The sequence below is a fragment of the Micromonospora lupini genome (assembly GCF_026342015.1).
GTDB lineage: Bacteria > Actinomycetota > Actinomycetes > Mycobacteriales > Micromonosporaceae > Micromonospora > Micromonospora lupini_B.
In genome coordinates, this window is sequence record NZ_JAPENL010000001.1 from 2745042 (window position 1) to 2765110 (window position 20069).

The 20069-nt window shown below is 71.0% G+C and carries 23 protein-coding genes; 21 read left to right on the forward strand and 2 right to left on the reverse strand.

Annotated features, from left to right (window positions below; genetic code table 11):
* Nucleotides 1-69 precede the first annotated feature (69 nt).
* The 5 genes from OOJ91_RS12180 (at nucleotide 70) to OOJ91_RS12200 (ending at nucleotide 2498) form a co-directional block, all read left to right on the forward strand.
* Nucleotides 70-891, forward strand: coding sequence for a hypothetical protein (locus OOJ91_RS12180; RefSeq protein ID WP_266244715.1), 822 nt, complete (start codon nucleotides 70-72; stop codon nucleotides 889-891).
* Complete coding sequence (locus OOJ91_RS12185) at nucleotides 888-1289, forward strand: hypothetical protein (protein WP_266244716.1); 402 nt, start codon at nucleotides 888-890, stop codon at nucleotides 1287-1289. Before OOJ91_RS12180 ends, OOJ91_RS12185 begins: the two co-directional genes overlap by 4 nt.
* A 118-nt stretch (nucleotides 1290-1407) precedes the next feature.
* A complete protein-coding gene (locus OOJ91_RS12190) occupies nucleotides 1408-1764 on the forward strand; it encodes a hypothetical protein (protein ID WP_266244717.1) in 357 nt (118 codons plus the stop codon).
* A gap of 54 nt (nucleotides 1765-1818) precedes the next feature.
* Nucleotides 1819-2091: a hypothetical protein gene (locus OOJ91_RS12195; protein WP_266244718.1), complete on the forward strand. Its 273-nt coding sequence runs from the start codon at nucleotides 1819-1821 to the stop codon at nucleotides 2089-2091.
* Between the two features lie 38 nt (nucleotides 2092-2129).
* The gene (locus tag OOJ91_RS12200) at nucleotides 2130-2498 is read left to right on the forward strand and encodes a hypothetical protein (RefSeq protein WP_266244719.1); all 369 of its coding nucleotides are present in this window, start codon (nucleotides 2130-2132) and stop codon (nucleotides 2496-2498) included.
* A gap of 62 nt (nucleotides 2499-2560) precedes the next feature.
* Here the strand turns inward: OOJ91_RS12200 and OOJ91_RS12205 are convergent, their stop codons facing one another.
* Nucleotides 2561-3172, reverse strand: a complete 612-nt coding sequence (locus tag OOJ91_RS12205; protein WP_266244720.1) for a hypothetical protein — start codon at nucleotides 3170-3172, stop codon at nucleotides 2561-2563.
* Between the two features lie 94 nt (nucleotides 3173-3266).
* On the opposite strand from OOJ91_RS12205, the gene OOJ91_RS12210 reads away from it, so the two are divergent.
* Together OOJ91_RS12210 and OOJ91_RS12215 are read left to right on the forward strand one after the other, a co-directional pair.
* Nucleotides 3267-5462: a pyridoxal-phosphate dependent enzyme gene (locus tag OOJ91_RS12210; protein WP_266244721.1), complete on the forward strand. Its 2196-nt coding sequence runs from the start codon at nucleotides 3267-3269 to the stop codon at nucleotides 5460-5462.
* 44 nt (nucleotides 5463-5506) lie between these two features.
* Nucleotides 5507-5764 (forward strand): hypothetical protein, encoded by a 258-nt coding sequence (locus tag OOJ91_RS12215; RefSeq protein WP_266244722.1) that lies wholly within the window; start codon nucleotides 5507-5509, stop codon nucleotides 5762-5764.
* A gap of 151 nt (nucleotides 5765-5915) precedes the next feature.
* Here the strand turns inward: OOJ91_RS12215 and OOJ91_RS12220 are convergent, their stop codons facing one another.
* Complete coding sequence (locus OOJ91_RS12220) at nucleotides 5916-6287, reverse strand: hypothetical protein (RefSeq protein WP_266244723.1); 372 nt, start codon at nucleotides 6285-6287, stop codon at nucleotides 5916-5918.
* Between the two features lie 95 nt (nucleotides 6288-6382).
* Between OOJ91_RS12220 and OOJ91_RS12225 the strand changes: the two genes are divergently transcribed.
* From OOJ91_RS12225 to OOJ91_RS12290, 14 genes are all read left to right on the forward strand, one after another.
* Entirely contained in the window at nucleotides 6383-6829 is a 447-nt protein-coding gene (locus tag OOJ91_RS12225; protein WP_266244724.1) for a hypothetical protein, read from the forward strand.
* Nucleotides 6780-8300 (forward strand): phage terminase large subunit, encoded by a 1521-nt coding sequence (gene terL / locus OOJ91_RS12230; protein ID WP_266244725.1) that lies wholly within the window; start codon nucleotides 6780-6782, stop codon nucleotides 8298-8300. The genes OOJ91_RS12225 and terL overlap by 50 nt, the downstream gene beginning before the upstream one ends.
* A gap of 17 nt (nucleotides 8301-8317) precedes the next feature.
* On the forward strand, nucleotides 8318-10387 hold the full coding sequence (locus OOJ91_RS12235; RefSeq protein ID WP_266244726.1) for a phage portal protein family protein: 2070 nt from the start codon (nucleotides 8318-8320) through the stop codon (nucleotides 10385-10387).
* 2 nt (nucleotides 10388-10389) lie between these two features.
* Entirely contained in the window at nucleotides 10390-10632 is a 243-nt protein-coding gene (locus tag OOJ91_RS12240) for a hypothetical protein (RefSeq protein WP_266244727.1), read from the forward strand.
* Complete coding sequence (locus OOJ91_RS12245) at nucleotides 10629-10925, forward strand: hypothetical protein (protein WP_266244728.1); 297 nt, start codon at nucleotides 10629-10631, stop codon at nucleotides 10923-10925. Before OOJ91_RS12240 ends, OOJ91_RS12245 begins: the two co-directional genes overlap by 4 nt.
* A gap of 16 nt (nucleotides 10926-10941) precedes the next feature.
* On the forward strand, nucleotides 10942-13245 hold the full coding sequence (locus OOJ91_RS12250; RefSeq protein WP_266244729.1) for a hypothetical protein: 2304 nt from the start codon (nucleotides 10942-10944) through the stop codon (nucleotides 13243-13245).
* A 2-nt stretch (nucleotides 13246-13247) separates the two neighbouring features.
* On the forward strand, nucleotides 13248-13607 hold the full coding sequence (locus OOJ91_RS12255; protein WP_266244730.1) for a capsid cement protein: 360 nt from the start codon (nucleotides 13248-13250) through the stop codon (nucleotides 13605-13607).
* Nucleotides 13608-13765: 158 nt separating this feature from the next.
* A complete protein-coding gene (locus OOJ91_RS12260) occupies nucleotides 13766-14701 on the forward strand; it encodes a phage major capsid protein (protein ID WP_266244731.1) in 936 nt (311 codons plus the stop codon).
* Between the two features lie 11 nt (nucleotides 14702-14712).
* Nucleotides 14713-15225 (forward strand): hypothetical protein, encoded by a 513-nt coding sequence (locus OOJ91_RS12265; protein ID WP_266244732.1) that lies wholly within the window; start codon nucleotides 14713-14715, stop codon nucleotides 15223-15225.
* Nucleotides 15226-15372: 147 nt separating this feature from the next.
* A complete protein-coding gene (locus tag OOJ91_RS12270) occupies nucleotides 15373-17079 on the forward strand; it encodes an SGNH/GDSL hydrolase family protein (protein WP_266244733.1) in 1707 nt (568 codons plus the stop codon).
* Nucleotides 17080-17166: 87 nt separating this feature from the next.
* Nucleotides 17167-18672, forward strand: coding sequence for an SGNH/GDSL hydrolase family protein (locus OOJ91_RS12275; protein ID WP_266244734.1), 1506 nt, complete (start codon nucleotides 17167-17169; stop codon nucleotides 18670-18672).
* Between the two features lie 19 nt (nucleotides 18673-18691).
* On the forward strand, nucleotides 18692-19177 hold the full coding sequence (locus tag OOJ91_RS12280; protein ID WP_266244735.1) for a hypothetical protein: 486 nt from the start codon (nucleotides 18692-18694) through the stop codon (nucleotides 19175-19177).
* 33 nt (nucleotides 19178-19210) lie between these two features.
* Nucleotides 19211-19528, forward strand: a complete 318-nt coding sequence (locus tag OOJ91_RS12285; RefSeq protein ID WP_266244736.1) for a hypothetical protein — start codon at nucleotides 19211-19213, stop codon at nucleotides 19526-19528.
* A gap of 2 nt (nucleotides 19529-19530) precedes the next feature.
* The gene (locus tag OOJ91_RS12290; protein WP_266244737.1) at nucleotides 19531-20064 is read left to right on the forward strand and encodes a hypothetical protein; all 534 of its coding nucleotides are present in this window, start codon (nucleotides 19531-19533) and stop codon (nucleotides 20062-20064) included.
* Nucleotides 20065-20069: the final 5 nt, after the last annotated feature.

Sequence of the window (20069 nt, forward strand, 5' to 3'; positions counted from 1 at the left end):
GAACCCTCGACGGTGCGCGTAGATCACCACCCACGGTAGCCGCCCGCTACGCCGGAGGAGATCGCCCGCATGACTGACACCCACCACCCCGACCGGCAATGCATCTCCGACATCCGCTGCAAGGGCTACGACCACGTCGCCAAGCACCCCGCGTGGACCGACCCGGGCAGCCCTTTTTGCGAAGCGTGCCTTGCTGCTGCCCGCCGCGACGTCCGCACCCTGCTGTACGACTGGGTGGACCTCGCGCAGATGCAGGCCCCGTCGCTGTCGCAGGCCATGAACGCGCAGCCCGGCGCCCGCCGCGACCCGCCCATGCCGCTACGCGGTGACCCTGAGGCGTTGCAGCAGGAGATCCACCACGTCCTCACCACCTGGGAGACGGAGGTCCGGGCCGCCGCCGGCCTGGCCGACCTGCCGCCTCTGTCCCAGCACGGTGCGGCCGTGCAACGCGCGGTCACGATCCTGGAACCCAGGGTGCGGCTCCTGTCCGCCCTGCCCCCGACCGCGGTCTACCCGACCGGCTGCGAGGACCCCGTCACCGACCTGGCCGGCTGGGAGGCCGTCGAGCATCTGCAACGCCTGCGTGCCCGCGCCCGCTCGATGCTCGGGTGGACGTTCCGGTCCCGGTGGGTGCCCGGGGACTGCTGGGCGTGCGACGGCCGCGACGCCGACGACAAGGACGGACCCCTGTTCCGGGCGGAACCCCGTTACGAGCAGGACGACTGCGAGGTGTGGTGCGCCCGCTGCCAGCAGCACCGCCCGGCCGACGAGTACGACGAGTACGTGCAGACCCTCCGTTGGCCGGGCACCATCACAGCGACCAGCCCGGCCGAGCCCGCCGAGCAGCCCGGCGGCCCGCCGGCCACCGAACCCGCTGCGGCGCCGTCGTGATCCCCGACTACGACCGGCAAGCCAACCCGCGCTGGCCCAACCACCTCGACAACCCCACCCACCGGGCGCGGGCGGTCGCCCGCATGTACCGGGCGCATCTACGCGCCGCCCGCCCCGACCTGTGCGACCAGGCCGACGGCACCGCCCGCCGGTTCGGGGAGACGTGGCCGCTAGAGCGGGAGGAGCTGATCGAGCCGGAGCAGGAGTTGACGACCGCTGAGGCCGCCGCACTGGTCAACGTGCCACCGGCCACGATCCGGAAGTGGGCGTGCCTCGACCACCCTGAGCGGCCCGGCGAGAAGCTGCTCCCCCGCTTCAAGAAACGGGGCCGGGAGACGGTCTACCTGGCCGGGAAGGTACTCGAAGCGGTTGCTGTTCTCCGACGCGCGAAGACGTAACCGCGGGGTCACTTGCGGTGACGTGTTCCGGGCGGTATACGTTTGAGAAGCACCACTGTCTGCAAAGCCCGCCCGACCTGGATGGTCGCGGCGGGTTTTCGTCGTTCCGGGGGTGCTCGTGACCGCCCACCCCGGCCGCTGGAAGGTGTGGTTCCACCGCTCCCGCGCCGTCGTGTGGATGGCCGTCGGGGCGTTGTCGTTCCCGCTCGGTTGGGCCAACAGCGTCGTCCTCGTCTGGGTGGCCAGCCTGAACGCCAACGTCGTCACCGACATCGGCGCCGCCGAGGCGGCCGACGACCGGAACGTCACCGCCCGTCTCGACCGCATCGAACGACTCCTCAACGAGTTGGTTGACGAGCCCGAGGAACCCCGCACCGTCGCCGACCGGCTCGCGCAGATCCGGGCCCACCAGCGGGAGCACGAACACCTGCTGACCCGGGTGGCCGAAGCGGTCGCGGACCTCGCCCGGCGGTGAACCGACTCCCGCCGTGATGGCGGATGCCCGCGCCCGGGGAACAGGGCGAATCCCGTGACGGGAGATGGCGTGATGCCAAAGGAAACGATCAACGACCAATCCGGCATGTACGACGTGCAGGTGGGCTGGCAGCCCAGCCCCACCGGCTCCGTGCAGTTGGGCGTCGAAAGCCACGACGGTCGCAGCATCGCCGAGCACCTGACCGGCGAGAACGAAACACCGGCGAACTTCACCGGCTTGTGGGGATCCCTCGACCGCGACGGGGTCAACCGGCTGATCCGCACCCTGCGCCGCGCACGCGATTCCGCGTACGGCGCCGACGCATAACCCGACCCCGCACACCGATCCCCGCTGGGAGGCACACCATGACTGACCCGCGGCTGACCCTCTGGGACTGGGTTCGCTCCCAGTTCCGGGACGACACCCTGCACGACCGACTCACCCGAATGGAGAACACCATGGCCACCGCCAAGGACCAGCTCACCGACCTGAAGACCGCCTTCACGGACTTCGCCGCCGACGTCGACGCCAAGCTCAACCAGCTCATCGAGGCGCAGGGCAACCTGACCCCCGACGCGCAGGCCGTGTTCGACGAGCTGAAGGCCGCCGTCGCCGACGCCGACACCCGCGTGGGCGACGCCGACGGCTCCGACACCCCGCCCACCCCGGAGGAGCCGACGGAGCCCACCGACCCGACGGTGCCGGGCGAGTTCCGCAGCACCCGCCGCCGCTGACCACAGCCGCCAGGACCGGCCCGGGACGCCCACTGCGGGGTGGCGTCCCGGGCCACCGGCCACTACCGGACGGTCTTCAACATCCCCTGCACCCCGGTCAGGTAGAACGTCTCCCGCTCCCCGTCGACCGCCGGCAGCCGCAACGCCAACGTCAACTCCCCGAGCGACCCCACCGGCACGGTGCTGGACTCCACGAACCGGAGCGTCTTCCCGACCGGGATGCGGGTACCGCCGTCCTCCGACAGGCTCTTCCGCCGCGCCTCGGCCGGGTCGTGGTACGAGTAGCCGGCCTCCGCTTCGGCCTCCACCCGGACACCGCCGTGCAGCAGCGTCGTCCGCCGTATCCCTGACTCCATCGGCAGCACGTCACCGGTGCCGTTGCGGACCTCGACGGTGACCCTGACGATCGCCATCGACTTCGGCACGTCTGCACCCCACGAGTTCGGCACCCGTTCCACTGCGACGAGTTTCGCGGTGAGCCCGTCGGGCCACGCGGCGCCGGCCGCCGCCGGCCCCTCCGTGATGGGCAGCAGGTCACTCGGCTCGCCGGCATCACCCGACGCGGCTGACGTCACCACCGGAGACGGTCCGGCCTGCGGCTCGTCGTCCCCGGTGCAGCCGGACAGCAGCCCGGTGATGGCGGCAACAACTACGACATATCGGTAAACACGCATCGGACCATGCTCGCCCACGGGCTGTGAGCGGGCTGTCACCGACACGACTCAATGCCCGTGCCGGCTTGGCCGGGCAGCCTGGAGAACCCGCACCGTGGAATACGTCGAAACCCGCGACGTGCCCATCCGCGAGCTGACCCGGTTCCCGGGCAACGCCCGCCGAGGCAACGTCGACCGCATCCGCGAGTCCATCCGCCGCACCGGCCAATACCGTTCCATCGTCGTCCGCGACACCGGCGAGCAACTCGTCATCCTCGCCGGAAACCACACCCACGACGCGATCAAGGCCGAGGGCCACACGACCGCCCGCTCCGAGATCATCACCTGCGACGACGTCGAGGCCCGCCGCATCAACCTGGCCGACAACAAGCTCGCCGAACTCGGCGACTACGACCTCGACGCCCTCGCCGAGCTGCTCTCGTACCTGGAGGGCGACTACGCGGGCACCGGATACACCGACGAGGACATCCAGGCCCTCATAACCCCAGCCGACGGTTCCGGCGGAGACAGCGACGGCAGCGACACCACCGGAGCGCGTAAGTCCCTCGCCGAACGGTTCGGGGTGCCCCCGTTCACGGTCCTCGACGCCCGCCAGGGCTACTGGCAGGAGCGGAAGAAGTCCTGGCTCGCCCTCGGCATCGACAGCGGCGCTGGTCGAGGCGGCGAACTCACGGGCGGGTTCGCCAACGCCGCCGCCCAGCAGGCGAAGTATCACGGCGGCGACGCCACCGAAGTCCCGTCCTGGGCGGGCACAAGCATCTTCGACCCCGTCCTGTGTGAGCTACTCGTCCGCTGGTACTCCGCGCCCGGACACCGCGTCATCGACCCCTTCGCCGGTGGTTCGGTGCGGGGCCTGGTTTCCGCTCGCCTCGGCCGCCACTACACCGGCATCGACCTGCGGCCCGAACAGGTCGAAGCCAACGATGCCTCCGCAACCGACTGGGTCAACCGCGGCCTCCTCGGCATCACCACCCCGGACACCCCCAGCGCCTACGGTCCCGACGACCTCACCCCGATCGAGGTGCACGCGGGGTATCGCGTGAAGCGGGATGACCTGTTCACCATCCCCGGCGGCGCGGGCGGCAAGGTACGAACGTGCCTCACCCTCGCCCGTCGCGCGACCGCCGGCCTCGTCACCGCCGGCAGCCGACAGAGCCCACAGGTCAACATCGTGGCCGGTGTCGCCGCGTCGCTCGGTCTTCCATGCCGTGTCCACGTCCCGGCCGCGAAGGGCCCACTCACCCCCGAACTGGCCGCCGCTCGAACGGCTGGCGCGGAGATCGTCGAGCACCGGCCCGGCTACAACAACGTGATCATCGCCCGCGCCCGCGAGGACGCCGCACAACACGGCTGGACCGAAATCCCGTTCGGCATGGAATGCGCCGAGGCGGTACGGGCCACCGCCGCGCAGGTCACGAACCTGCCGGCCGACGCGAAACGGCTCGTGGTCCCCGTCGGCTCAGGGATGAGCCTGTCGGGCATCCTCGCCGGCCTCACCGCCGCCGGCAACACCGTGCCCGTCCTCGGCGTCGTCGTCGGCGCCGACCCGACCGGCCGCCTCGACACGTACGCCCCGGGCTGGCGCGACCGCGTAACCCTTGTCCAAAGCCCGCTGGACTACCACACGCCCGCCGCCGAAACGGAACTCGGCGACCTGCCACTCGACCCCGTCTACGAGGCGAAGTGCCTTCCGTTCCTTGAGGACGGGGACGTGCTGTGGGTGGTCGGCCGCCGGGAAACGGCCCTGGACACCCCACCGGCCGAACGCCCCCGATGGGTAGTCGGCGACTCCCGCAACCTTCGCGACCTGGTCGAGGGCGACGACCTGTACGACTTCATGCTCACGTGCCCGCCGTACCACGACCTGGAGGTCTACAGCGACGACCCGGCGGACCTGTCCCGCGCCGGTGACTACCCCACCTTCCTCACCGCCTACCGGGAATGCCTGTCGGCCGCCACGGACCGGATGAGGCCTGACGCGTTCGCAGCGATCGTCACCGGCCCGGTCCGGGACGCGAAGGGCTACATCCTCGACCTCCCGACCGACACCACGCGGATCATGGAGGATCTGGGTTGGCGGCTCTACCAGGACGCGGTCCTCGTCACCGCCGTGTCCACGGCGGCGATCCGCGCGGCTCGCGGGTTCGTGTTGCGGAAACTCACCCGCACCCATCAAGCGGTGGCCGTCTATCACCGGGGCAACCTGAACGACGTGCGGACCTGGCCATCCGTCGAGGCTGGCGACCTTGAGGGTGAAGCTTCCGAAGAGGGCTTGCAGCAGTCGGAGTGATCTCCACAAGCTGGGACTCGACAGCCCGCACACCGGAGGTAGACATGGGACTGGCCCGAGAGTTGACGATGGGAACCCGCAGGACCCGCGCCCGGGTCGGATTCACCGGCGACTTCACCACCCTCCGGAGGCTGACCGCCGCGACGGCCCCGGACGTGGCCGAGTTCCGGGCCACCATCGAGCGCGTGGCCGCGACACCGACGCGCCTGCGGTTCGCCGAGGGCGCGGCGTACAACGCGGCGTGCAAGCGGTTCCGGGAGTTGACGGGCGAGAAGATCGGCCCCGAAACCGGCACCTACTGACCGCCGCCACACGATCGGCCCCGCACCCGGGAGGGTGACGGGGCCGTAGTCGTCGGACAGTCGATGGGCCAACCAGTAGGGACCGGCCAACAACGCCGGGCAGCGGAACGGCCCCGGGGCGTGTGCCGCCGGGGCCGTCGGGGTTGGGGTGTCAGGCTGCGGCGGTCGCTGTGGTCAGGGCGTCGAGCAGGCGCTTGAACGTCTCGATCTGCTGGAAGCCTGCGTTGAGCTTCGCGCCGGCTTCGGCGGCGTGCTTGGCGTGGGTGGTCAACCACGACGGGTCAAACGCGAGGTCGTTGCCGGCGAGGTTTGCGATCTGGGTCGTGGTGATGCTGGCGATCTGGGTGAGCGCTTTGTTGGCGTTGCGCTCGGCGGACTCCATGGACCACAGGGCGCTTTGGATCATGTAGACGCACTGGCCGATGGGGCTTGCGTCGCCGTGGGTGGTCTGGAGTTCGTACATCGTCTTGGTGTCGACGCCGAGTTGGGTCTTGATGCTGTCGGTGTACGGCGTGCGGCTCATGACTACCCCCAAGAAGAAACTTGCTAGCCCTTACAACTATCAAGTTATACGACGGGGCCACCCACGGCACCCAAACACGCAGAAGGACCCGCGCCATGCCGGCATCCCGCGCCCAACGCGCCGCCACCGCCGAACGCCGAGGCAAGGCCGTAGCGATGCGCCTCGCCGGCCTCGACTACCAGACCATCGCCGACCGCCTCGGCTACGCCGACCGGGCCGCCGCCCACAAGGACATCACCCGCGCCCTCGAATCCAACGTGGCCGAGATGCACCGCAACGCCGACGTCCTCCGGCAGGAGGAGCTGGACCGGCTCAACCGGCTGCAGGCCGGCCTGTGGCCCACTGCGGCAGCGGGTGACCCGAAGGCCGTCACCGCCGTCCTCGGGATCATCGACCGGCGGTGCAAGCTCCTCGGCCTCGACGCCCCGGTTCGGCACGAGGTGGTGACCCTGGATGCCATCGACAACGCGATCCAGGAACTCGCCGCAGAGCTTGGCCGAGATCAAGTTGGAGAAGCTGCTTCAGCTCCGGCACCTGCATGAGCTGAAAGCCGAACGGGACCGCCACCAGGCGATGAACCGGCCCCGCCGGTGGACGTCACCCCTGGACCTGGCGTGCGCCCTCGACCTGACCATGGTCCGCACTCCCGCCCTGGAAGCCATCAACCACGGCCTCGTCGACCTGGCCGAGGGTCGCCTACCGGGCAACAAGCTGGCCGTGTTCATGCCCCCGCAGGAGGGCAAGTCAACGCTCTGCTCGTACTGGCACTGCCTGTGGCTCCTCGCCGACGTCAACGCCGACCTGCGGATCATCGACGTCTCGTACTCCGACGAGATGGCCCGCCGGTGGGGCGCCGACGTCAAGCAGGCCGTGGAGACGTACACCGGCGACGAAGGCACCACCGACCTCGGTATCCGATTGCGGGCCGACTCGCGGGCCGCTGGGCGGTGGCAGGTCGCCGGCCGGCGCGGCGGCATCTACTGCGCCGGGGTCGGCGGCTCCATCACCGGTAAGCCGGCGGACTACATCGTCGTCGACGACCCGCTCAAGAACATGGAAGAGGCCCAGTCCGAGGCGTACCGCAAGCGGGTCATGCGGACGTGGCAGTCGGTGCTGGTCCCGCGCATGGGGCCGAACACCCGCGTGGTGTGGATCCAGACGCTGTGGCATGAGGCCGAGCCGATCCAGGACATCACCGGCGGGGACAACGCCGGCGACTGGAAGATCATCAGGATTCCGGCGATCGCCGACCGACCCAACGATCCCCTCGGCCGGAAGGTCGGCGAGCCGATGGTGTCCGCCCGCGGCGCGCGGGACTGGGCGAAGATCCGCCGCATCGTCGGCGCGTACACGTTCTCCGCCCTGTACCAGCAGTCCCCCACCCCCGCTGAGGGCAACCTGTTCAAACGGCTGTGGTGGCGCTATTGGACCCCCTACGGCACCAAGCTCACCCTCGGGCAACGCACCTACGACCTGCGGGACTGCTGGCGGTTCGCCACCGTCGACCTCGCCGCCTCCACCAAGGCATCCGCCGACTGGACGGTCATCTCCGCGTGGGCGCGCACCATCGCCGGGGACCTCGTCCTCCTCGACCGGGTACGCGCCCACATCTCCGAGAACGACCACTTCAAGTCGGCCCGCCCGCTGGTCGAGCGGTGGCAGCTCGACACCCTGTTCGTGGAGGCCACCCAGCACGGGCTCACGCTGACCCGTGAGGCCGCGAACAACCTGATCCCCATCACCCCGGTCACGGCCGAGACGGACAAGCTGTCCCGCGCCCTGCCCGCCTCCCGGTGGGTGGAGGGCGGCCGGGTGTGGCTGCCCGCCGGGGCGACCTGGTTGGACGACTGGGTCAACGAGCACGCCGGCTTCCCGAATGCGTCGCACGACGACCAGGTGGACACCCTCGCCTACGCGGTGCGGGTCGCGATCACACAGTCCGCCCCCGGACCGGCCCAACCGCCGGCCCAACCGCCGGCCGGCGAGGTCGACTGGAACAACGAACCGCTGTAGCAGGACGGGGGCACCCGTTGACTGCCCCCACCTCGCTCGTCGGCATGGTCGACGACAACCAGTACGGCACGATCGTCACCGACGTCTACGAGCACATCCCGAACCTGCTGTACCCGGCCAGCGTTCCGGTGTACGCGGAGATGCGCCGCGACCCCCGCCTGACGTCGATCCTCGACGGGTACGGGTTGCAGGTTCGCCGCGCTCAGTGGCAGCTCGACGGCGCCGGATGTCGGCCCGAGGTGACCCAGTTCGTCGCCGACTGCTTGGGACTGCCGATCGCCGGGGCAGACAAGCCGGGGTCGGCTCGCCGCCGGGGCGTGTCGTGGAACGACCACCTCCGCTCGGCGCTCCTGTCGCAGGTGTGGGGTCACTACGCGTTCGAGATGGAAGCGACCATCGTCGACGGGCGGGCCCGGTTGACGACGCTGGCCGAGCGCATCCCCGCGACGGTGACCGCGATCCACGCCAACCCGCGCACCGGCGCGCTGCTGGGCATCGACCAGCAGATCACCACCCGGCAGCCGTCGCCGCAGATCACGGCAGACCGGCTCGTCTTCTACAGCCGCAGCCGGGAGGGTTCCGGCTGGCAGGGCACGTCGTTGTTGCGGCCGGCGTACGGCCCGTGGCTGATCAAGCGGGAGATGATGCGCGTCAACGCCATCTCCAACCGGCGTTGGGGTGCCGGCGTGCCCGTGGCCGAAGCCCTGCCCGGCACCAACCCGTCCCCGGGCCAGTTGGCCGAGGCACAGCGCATGGCGTCCGCCGCCCGCGCCGGGGACCAAGCCGGCGCCGCAGTGCCGCCCGGCTTCACCCTGAAGATCGTCGGGCTCAGCGGCTCGATCCCCGACACCCTCGGCTTCATCCGCTTCCTCAACCAGGAAATGGCCGGCTCCGTCCTGATGTCGCACCTGGACCTGGGCACCAGCGAATCGGGCTCCCGCGCCCTCGGTACCGCGTTCATCGACTCGTGGACCCTGGCGTTGGAGTCGGAAGCGGAAGCGATCGCCGACACCGCCACCAGGCAGGCCGTCGTCCCCGTTGTCGATTGGAACTGGGGCGACGACGAGCCGGCGCCGCGCATCGTGGTGTCCGGTGTCGGTTCGCGCCGCGAGGTCACCGCCGAATCGCTGCAACTCCTCCTCACCTCCGGTGCGCTCGCAGCTGACCCGAAGTTGGAGGCGTGGGTACGCCGCGAGTATCGGCTACCCGAACGCGACCCGGACGCCCCCCGCCCGCTGCCTGCCGGCCCGCCGGCCCGTGTCCCCGACCGGCCGCCGGTCGAGGACGAAGAAGCCCCGGGGGGCGGCGTCGGCGAGCGGGTCGCCGCCGCCGCCCCACCGGTCAACGTCAACCCCGCCCAGCTCGACGCCGAGTACCGGCAGGCGGTCACCGACATGACCGCCCGGTGGGAGAAGAAGGCCGGCCCGCTGGTCGGCGCCCTCGCCGCTGCGGTGGCCGCCGAGGCTGCGGGTGGGGCGCTTGCCGGCCTCGCCCTACTGGCGGTCCCGCCGGCAACGACGGCCGCACTCCTGAAGGTCGTCACGGACGGCATGGTGGCCGTGGCCCGCAAGGCTGCCCGCGCCACCGCTGCCGAGGTGCGGCCCATCGCCCGGGTGTCCCCCACCCTGACGCCGGCGACCCTCGACCGGATCGCCGGCACGGCCAGCGCGGTCACTGACCTGATCGTGGCCGGCTACCGGTCGGCCGCTACCCGGGTTGCCCTGCACCAGTCCGGCGGAACCCCCGACGTGGAGTCGGTCCGGAAGGCGGTCGCCGCCGCCCTCACCGACGTGTCCAAGGCGAAGGACTCCGGCCTGATCGCGGGGAACCTCGCCCAGGCCGCCGGCACCGCGCAGGGCGCCGCGCGGGAGCAGGTGTTCGGGGAGCTGCCCGACGGCGTCCGCTTCCGGGCGTTGGAGATCAACGACCGGAATCAGTGCCGGCCGTGCCGGAAGGTCGACGGCCGCGAGTACCCGACGCTCGACGCGGCCCTCGACGACTACCCGGCCGGCACCTACCGGGACTGCCTCGGTGGGCACCGCTGCCGCGGCTTCTTCTACGCCTTCACCGACGACGAAGGCGAGTAGCGGTGGCCCGGGTCGAGATCACCACGGCCGGGCACACCATCTCGGTCGACGCCGATGGCCCCCTGGACCAGGTGGCCGGCAAAGCCCTCTACCTGTGGGAACGCACCCGCGATCCGAACCTGGTCCGCGCGTACCCGACCGGTTTCGCACCGGTCCTCGAACGCTCCGACGGCCCGTCCTACGTCAGTAGCCACGGCGTCGACCTCTGCCATCCCGACACCCAGAAAGGACGGGATGGCCAGTGAAGCCAACCGTCGCCCGCGCCGTCCACTACGTCGCCCGGGGAAGCGCCGACGGGAAGTTCCCGCCGGCCTGCCGCGCCGCGATCGTCACCGAAGTCGGCTCCGACGGCCGGGTCGGTGTCGCCGTCCTCAACCCGACCGGCGTGTTCTTCCACCCGCTCGCCGACGGTGGCCTCGAACGCCACGACGGTGACTTCTCCGACACCCCCGGCGCACCCACCGTCCCTTCGTACCCGGGCGGCACCTGGCACTGGCCGCGGCCGGCGGAGACCGGCGGTTGCGACGGCACACGGTGACCGGGAGGTGGTGACCATGCCCGACACGGCTCCCCTCTCCCGCCGCGACGGCGTCGAACTGGTCCGCACCGGCCGTTGGGACATCTCCACCGGCCAGTGGACCGCCGCACGAGAAGACCTGACCGCCGCAGTGGCCGCCCTGTCCTGCCCGGCCGTCCAGAAGCCCATCGTCAAGATCGGCCACACCGATCGCCGGTTCACTCCCGGCGATGGGGAACCGGCTATCGGCTGGTACGAGAACCTGCGCATCACCGACGGTGGCCACACCCTCATCGCCGATCAGGTCGCCCCCTCCTGGCTGACCGACGTGCAGGCCGCCGCTTGGCCCAATCGTTCCGTCGAGGGCTCCTACAACAAGCGGTGCGGGCTCGGCCACACCCACCCGTTCGTCCTAACCGCAGTGTCGCTGCTCGGCGTTACCCCGCCCGGGGTGTCGACCCTGACCCCGCTCAACAGCCTCGCCGACGTGAAGACCCTCTTCGGGCTCGCCGCATCGGACGCCGCACCGGACGCGGGTGAGGTCCGGATCGCCGCGTCGGTGCCGGGCGACCTGACTCTGCACGTCGACGCCGCCGAGCAGACCGTGCACACGGGGGCGATGGTCGCACTCATCCCCACCGCCGCTGACGCCGCCCGGCTGGCGGTCGAGGGTGGGGAGCCCGTCGACGAGCTGCACGTCACCCTCCTGTACCTCGGTGAGGCCGCAGAGTTCAGCCCGAAGGCCAAGGCCGCGGTCATCGACGCGGTGCGCCGCGCCACCGGCGACGTCCCCACGATCGACGCGCACGCGCACGCGTTCGCGGTGTCGGTGTTCAACCCGCCCGGGTCCGCCAGCCCGGATGGCCGCGACCGGGACACCTGCCTGGTCCTGGGCATCTCCGGTGACGACCTCGGATACGCGCAGGCAGTCACCGCCGCAGCAGCGCAGGTCACGGCGCTTCAGTTCTCCGTGGAACTGCCGGAGAACCACAAGCCGTGGGTGCCGCACCTGACCCTCACGTACACCGACGACCTGTCGCAGATCCCCGCGCTGGCCGCCCGGACCGGACCAGTCGTGTTCGACCGGGTCCGCATCGCATTCGCTGGCGAACGCGTCGACATCCCGCTCACCGCCGTCGACCTGGCCGACATCTACGGCCACGCCGACCCGGTCGCCGCCGCAGCAGCCGACACCGAGAGCAACCAGCTCAAGCGGTACTGGCTGCACGGCGAGGGCCTGAAGAAGTGGGCGACGTCCCCGCACCCGTGGACCGCCCTGTACCGGCACCTGAAAAAGCACGTCGACAGCGAGCGGGCCAAGCGCATCGCGTCCGAGTGGTTCCACGAGCACTTCGGCTACTGGCCGGGCTCCAAGGAGCACCGCGCCTCCGCTGACCTGCCAGGAGAGGACACCATGCCCAACCCGACCCCCAGCCTGGTCGAGCGGATCCACAGCGCGTGGAACGCGGCCGGGCAGCCCGAGCAGCAGTGGATCGTCGAGGCCGCCCCTGACGAGGTGATCGTCATGGACAACACGGACCGGTCGCTGGTGCGGGTGCCGGTGACTGTGGCCGGCGACAGCATCGAGTTCGGCGCCCCGCAGCGGGTCCGGCCGGCGTACGTGCCCGCCGATGACCAGGTGGCCGCCGCGCGGATGGTGTTCGCCTCGGCCGAGGAGTCCCGGCCCCCCGCCCTGGAGCAGCCGCCGCACGACCGAGGCGGCAACTGGCCGCCCGGCGAGCCGGCCACCGCGCCCGTCCTCAGCCCCGCCGAGGGCGAGGCCGCCCCCGCCGAGCCCGCCCCCGGCGAGCCGGCCCCCACTCCCCCGGCCGCCGAGCCGGAGCCCAACCCCACCGATCCGAAGGAGGACCCCGTGTCCACCCTGAGCACCGACGTGCGCTCGCGGCTCGGCCTGCCCGCGACCGCCGACGACGCCGCCGTTCTGGCCGCGCTCGACGGCGTCAAGGCCAAGGCCGACACCGCACCCAACCCGGAGCTGGTCGCCGCGGCCCGCGACGAGATGAAGTCCGAGATCACCCGCCTGTCCGGCGAGCTGGCCGAGATCCGGGCCGGCGCGGCGAAGACCGCGAAGCAGGCCCTCTTCGACGCTGCGGTGCAGGTCGGCCGCATCAAGCCGGCCGACCGGCCGAAGTGGGAGGAGCGGTACGACCGCGCCCCCGAGGTCACCGCCGACATCCTCGCGTCCCTCGCGCCGAACACCGAGGTCCCGGTGGCCGCGACCGGCTACACCGGCGACGTCGACCAGGCCACCGGCGAGGACGGCTACGACACCCTCGTCGCCGGCATCGACGGCCCGTTCGCCACCACGGGAGGTAACTGATCATGGGCGCTTACGAGCCGAAGTTCCTGTACAGCGACCAGGCCACCGCGACGTTCTCCGCGAACACCACCGGCGGTCAGACGATCATGGTGACCGGTAACGGCACGGTCGGTCCGGCCACGGCCGGCAGCCCCGCCTGCGTGGGTACGGCCGCGCATGACGTGGCCGCGAACGCGCGGGGCAGCTTCCACCCCCGAGGCAAGATCCACATCTCGAAGGCGTCCGGCGCGATCACCGCCGCAGCCCGCGTCGACACCGGCGCCGCCGGCACCGTCGCCTCCGGCACCGCCGGAGTCAACAACGTCGGCATCGCCCTCACCACGGCCGCAGACACAGCGGACGTGGAGTGGATGGAGATCTGACCCACCCCGCCCTGACGCCCGCCGGCCACCTCTGACCGGCGGGCGTCCGCGCACCCGCACCACAACCTCACCCGCACACCACCAAGGCCCCACGCACTCCGCGTGCCGGGCCTTTTCGTCGTGCCCGCCAGCCGGGCAACTTTGGAAGGACCACCCGAATGCCGGGCGCATACCCTCCGGCCGCCCCCACGCTGGCCGGCGACCTCCTCACCGTTCACCGCCTCTTGCAGAACCCGACGTACCTGAAGCGCCGGCTGCGCACCATCGCCGAGCTGCGGTTCGTCGCGGACCGCATCCTCACCGGCCGCTACCGCACCACCGGTGGTGCGATCGCGTTCGAACAGTCCGAGCCGATCATGAACACCCGGCCCGTCGAGTCCGTCGCACCGGGATCCGAGTACCCCCGGGACAGCACCCCCGAGGGCACCGCCGCCCTCGCCGCAGTCAGCAAGTGGGGCCAGGCCGTGGGCTTGACCGATGAGAAGCTGAAGCGGTCCGTCTACATGGGCCAGGAAGTCAACCGCGCCCTGATCAAGACGGCGAACTCGGTCATCCAGAAGGTCGACCGCCTCGCGACCGCCGCCGTGGCGTCGGCCGTCACCAGCTCCATCGCCGCCGCCGCGAACTGGAACGCCGCAACCCCCGCCCTGTTCCGGGACGTCGAGCTGGCGGCGGCGAAGGTCGTGGACCTCAACCAGGGCTACAACCCCCGCGCGGTGCTCATGTCCACCACCAAGTACGCGCTGCTGATCACCGACCCGGCGATCGCCGCGCTGCGCCGCCGCGAAACGTCGGACAACCCGATCTACGGCGGAGACATCGAGACGCTGGGCAAGTACCGGATCATCGCCACCCCCGCGAGCAACCTGCCGTCGGACGACGTGTGGGTGTTCGACCCCGACCAGCTCGGCGGCATGGCCGACGAGACCGAGGTCGACCCGGGCTACGCGACCATGGACAACGGCCTTCAGTACAAGACCAAGCGCATCGACGAGCGGGACTCCTGGGACATCTGGGCCCGCCGCATCACCGTCCCCGTCGTCCAGGAGCCGGGCGCGGCGATCCGCCTCACCGGCACCGGAACCCTGGGCTGAGGCGGCTGACCATGACGTACCAGCTCGTAGGCGAGTGCGCCTACATCTCCACGAACACGGCGCTGGGTCGGGCGAAGGTGCTGATGCACAAGGGCGCGCTCGTCCCCGACGACGCCCCCGAGCTGAAGCACCTGCTCAGCATCGGCATGGCCGCCCGGGTGGGCGGCGACGAGACGGGCGGGGTGAACGCGGCCGGTGAGCCGGCGGCGGTCGCCGACGGCATTGTCGTTCCGGCGCCGGACGGGTCGCGGGCGCTGGCCCCGGCCGAGCCGGAGCAGGACACCCCGGCCGACGACGCCCCCGTGGGTGAGCAGTCGGACGAGGACAAGTCCGCCGCCGACACGGCCGAGCGGCGCCGGGTCGCCCGGGAGAAGCTGGCCGCCCTCGGCGGCAAGACCCCCGACGGCCGGCAGTCCGCCGACGTCCTCGTGGAGTACCTGGTCGCCCAGGGCGGCTCCTACGACGACCTCGCCCGCGCGGAGAAGCCGGACCTGCTCGACCTGGTCAAGCAGCGCCAGAGCTGACCACTGCTGGTTGGTCCGGCCGACCCCCGCAACCCCACGCCGGGGGCGGCCGGATCACCGCTCGCATACAGCCACGCGCAGGCGAATCCAGCCCCGCAGCCTCTCACCCGGGCGATCACCATCCATGCTTCCAAGGAGGGAGCCTCCGTGGCGCGTTTGATTGGCCCAGACGAGGCGTACCGCACCGTCTACCTGCCCGATGGCACCGCCCGCGCGCAGGGCTACCCAGTGCCCCTGTTCACCGATGAGGGCCTATCGGAACCTGCCGACGTGCGGACCCTTGACGGCGACACCATCGCCGGATCGGTGGTGCACGTCGACGTGTACTCGCGTGTGCCGCTGGTGTTGTACCCGGACGGCGAGGACGTGGTGTGGACGTCGATTCAAGGCGGCCCACCGACGCCCCTGTTCGCGCGTCTCGACGGCCGCCTTGATGCCCTCGTCGCGGACCTGGCCGGCCAGGATGGCCTGGTCGCCGAGGAACGAGACGCGCGGGTAGCCGCCGACGATGAGCTGAGCGACCGGGTGGACGCCGTACAGACGTCGCTGACGTCAGGGCAGTCCACCACCACCGCAGCCCTCGCCGCCCTGCCCACCACCTACACGGGTGTCGGCGGGAACATCCAGGCCACGCTGCGCCGCCTGCAAGACGACGTCGGTGATGTGACGGTGCTCGTCCTGGGAGACGGCGCCGCTGCCGGGGCCGGGCAGTGGCCGTACCTGCTCGCCGCTCAGGTGCAGGCCCTCTACCCTCACCGCACGCTGAAGCAGACCGTGTGGAACGGCACCGCCTACCCGGCCCTGTCGACGATCACCGCCGGCACCGGCTCGGGCAACATCAACTGGTATCAGGGTGCGGTCACGTCGACGAACCCGGAACACACGTTCTTCGCCTGGGATCCACAAGTCGCCGCCGTGCAACCCGACCTGATCATCACGCACTTCGGGCACGGCTACGGTGCGACCGCCAGCGGCGGCGGGTTCGCCAACGACGCCGAGCAGGACCGGATCACCCGGGAACGGCTCACCCGCTGGGTGGCGCAGGTGAAGGTGTCGTGCTCGGCCGCCGACGTGATCGTGACGTCGCAGAACCCGTACCTCGCGGTCGGCGCCCGGACAGGGCTGTCGACGCTGCGGGCGCAAATTTGGCGGGACATCGCTGCCGACATGGGCTGCGCGTATGGCCCAATCCTGGAGGCGTACCAGGGCGTCGGTACACCCGCCGCCTACCTGGCCGGTGATGGTGTCACCCCCACCACGTCCGGTTCGACGAACGGGGCCGCGTTGGCGGCGGCGGCGCTGCTGCCGCTGTTCCGGTATCAGCGGCACCTCGCGCCGAGCCCCCGGGTGCCGTCGCCGCTGCTGCGCCGCAACCGATCTTTGCTCGTCAACGGCGACTTCTCCTCGTTCACGTCGCCGCCCACCCTGCCCGGATGGACCGCCCTCAACTCCACCCTCAGCAAGAACACCACCACGTACGAGTCGGGCAGCGGCTACTCGCTGCGCATCGCCGCCGCCGCCGGCTCCGGCTTGGCCACCATCTACCAACTGCTGCCCATCTACTCGGTGCGCGGGCAGGTCATCACCTGCGCGGCCCGCATCTACCTGCCGGCCGCCTCGTCGAACACCGGCGGCCGGCTCCAGCTCTCCGGGGACACAGGTGTCGCCACGGCCGCATCAGGGACGCTGTTCCAGGTCCGGGACCGGTGGGTGTGGGCGTACGTGACTGGTCGGATTCCAGCGACCGCGAACTTCGCCACCCTGTCGATCATCGGCGGGACCGCTGGCAGCAGCGACGAATGCTACGTCGACCGGGTGGTGTGTGTCCTCGGGCACTTGCCGTCCGACGTGTAAGGGGGGTGTGCGATGCCGATCCCTTCCGGAGGGCAAGCCCCCGATCTGATTCCCCGCCAAATCGGCCCCGACGAGGCGTGCCGTGTGGTGTATCTGCCCGATGGGCGGGCGCGCGCCCGCGGCTACCCGGTGCCGATGTTCCTCGACGAGGGGCTTTCCACGCCGGCCGACGTGCTCACCCTCACGGGCGATCCGATCCCCGAGTCGACGGTGATGGTGGACGCGTACTCCCGCATTCCCCTAGTCCTGTACCCGGTGGGCGCGGACACGGTGTGGACGTCCATCAACGGCGGCCCGGCGATCCCTCTGTACTCGCGGGTCGACTACCGGATTGATGTGCTGGCGGCGAAGGTCGGCACAGCGGAGTCGGGCGTCGAGTCGGAACGGCTTGCCCGGGTCGCGCAGATCGCGGCCGAACAGTCGGCGCGGGCGGCGGCGATCACCGCCGAGCAGCAGGCGCGGGTCGCCGCGGTGACCGCCGAGCAGCAGGCGCGGCAGTCGGCCGACGCAGTGTTGGGCGGCCTGGTCGACGCCGTTGAGGGCTCACTGGCGGTGTTGGACGGCCGCGTCGATGACCTTGATGCTGCCATCGAGGCGAAGGCCGACGAGGACAAGACGGTCGAGTACCTGGACGTCTACAACGGCCTGTTCGGCGGTAACCCGTTCGTGGTCGGTCAGGCGACGACGGCGACAACGTTGACCGCTCCCGCGTCTGCGGGCGCGACGACGCTGACCGTAGCGTCGGCGACGGGCATGTTGGCGGGTGTGCTGCTGGCGACGAACCAGGGCACAGCGTCACAACAAATCCTCAAGATCACAGGGGTGGCGGGGTCAGTGCTGACCGTCACCCCGGCCGTCGCCACGGCCCTCAACACCGGTGCCGCCGTCGCCCCCGTTTGGACGAACGCCAGTCACGTCACGTTCGACACCGTCGGCGGATCCCGCGCCTACGGGTGGTGGCTGGCCAACTCCCGCCGTTCCGACAACACGTACGTGTTCTTCGAGCCCAACCCGAGGATCGTGTGGCTCGGTGACTCGTGGACCGCCGAGTGCATCAAGGAGTTCCGCGCCGAGCTGACCACCCGCCTCGGGTCGGGCACCACCGTCGTCGACGCCGGCATCTCCGGTAACACGCTCGTGCAGATGATGGCCCGCTTCGCCGCCGACGTCGCCCCCGCCAACCCCGACATCGTGGTGCTGGAGTACGGCGTCAACGACATCTACAGCGGCTTCACCAGGACGCAGATGGCCGCCGACTTGGAACGCGCCGTCGCGATGTGCCGGGCCATCGGTGCCCGGGTCGTGATCCCCGGCATCGTGCCCCTGTCCGACTATCCGACGGTGTCGCGGGACCGCAGCCTCGAACTGAAGGGGCAGGCGACGTCGGCGGTGTTCCCGGCAGCCACCACCAGCGGCTACCTGACCCGCATCGACACCCTCGGCCTACCGTTGCCGGCGTCCACGACGACCCGAGCGCCGCTGAACATTCCCCACGGGGCCGCCCCAACAAGCCCGGTCGACGGCGACATGTGGACCACCACGGCCGGGCTGTTCGTGCGGATCAACGGCGCGACGGTCGGACCTCTGACCTGACCGGAAGGGAAGCCCGATCATGCCGGTTCCCATGGGCGGCGATGACCTGCCGATCATCCCCGACGAGGCTCCGGTCTGGGCGCCCGAGCTGGCGACGGTCGCCGACCACGTCCCGTATATGACCGTCGACACGGTCACCCCGGGCGTCCAGGAGTACCTGGGCACGTTCAATCACCGGACCACGCCGACTGGGGAGCAGGCGCAGCGGCTCATCGACGGGGCGTGGCCGTCGGTGCTCGCCGCCACCGGGGCGATCGTCGAGCAGGTGTGGCCGCTGGCACGGTCAGTGGCCGCCCTGCGCGCCGCAGCGGCGATCGTGCGCGCCTACCCCCGCGACGACGGCGACTTGGCCCGCGCCGCCGCCCTCGACGCCGCAGCGGACGCCGACCTGCGTCGGCTGATCGCGGCGAACGACGCCGCCGGTGGTGGTGACGGCAACAGCGTCGACCTGCTGCCCGTGTACGCGTTCCCGCCGCCCGTCCCGTGGGGCGACAACCTCCTGTAACCCCGGTCCTGGACACCGAAAGCGAGCCCACCAATGACCGACTTCAACGCCGAGCTGCCCACCAACACCGGCGTGACCCTCACCCCCCGCACCGGTACGACGAGCGGCGACACCGTGCCCGCCGGGTGCGTCGTCGTCGCCCGCAACACCGGCGCCGGCTCCCACACCGTCACCCTGACCGTCGGCGCGCAGTTCGACGGCCTCGCCGTCGCATCCCGCGTGCACACGGTCGCCGCCGGAGCCGTCGCCGGTATCCGAGTGCCGGCGACGTACGCCGACGCCAACGGCCGGGTGCCCATCGCCGTCAACGCCACCGCCAACGAAGTCACCTACTACGTCCTGGGGATGTGACCATGCGACCGAACGCCGACTACATCGCGCAGCGGCCGATCTTCGTGCACGGGGTGCGCGGCTACAACCCGGGCGACGACATCCACACCGTCGCCGTGGAGAACCTGGGCCTCACCGTCGGCGTGGACGTCCTGCCGGCCCGACCCGACGTGATCCCCCGCCCCGCTAAGGATGCGCTCCGCCCCGACTGGGTGGCGTACTGGCTGGGGCAGGGCATGTCGCAGCAGGAGATCGACGAGCTGAACCGTAACCAGCTCGCGGAGAAGGAGCCGGAGGTGATCGGCGGGGTCGACCCGTCCGCGACCGCCGTCAGGGTGGAGAGCCCGATGCCGGACAACACCGCCGCCCAGGCCGCCCCACAGCTCGCCGAACCGGCCGAGCGGGTGGAGCGGCCTGGGCAGGGTGCCCGCAAGGCGGACTGGGTGGCGTACGCGGTATGGCGGGGCATGGCCAAGGAGACGGCCGAGGACTCAACGATCCCGCAGCTCGCCACTACCGACTACGACAACCTCTTCGGACCCGAGCGGCACGCGTGATCTTC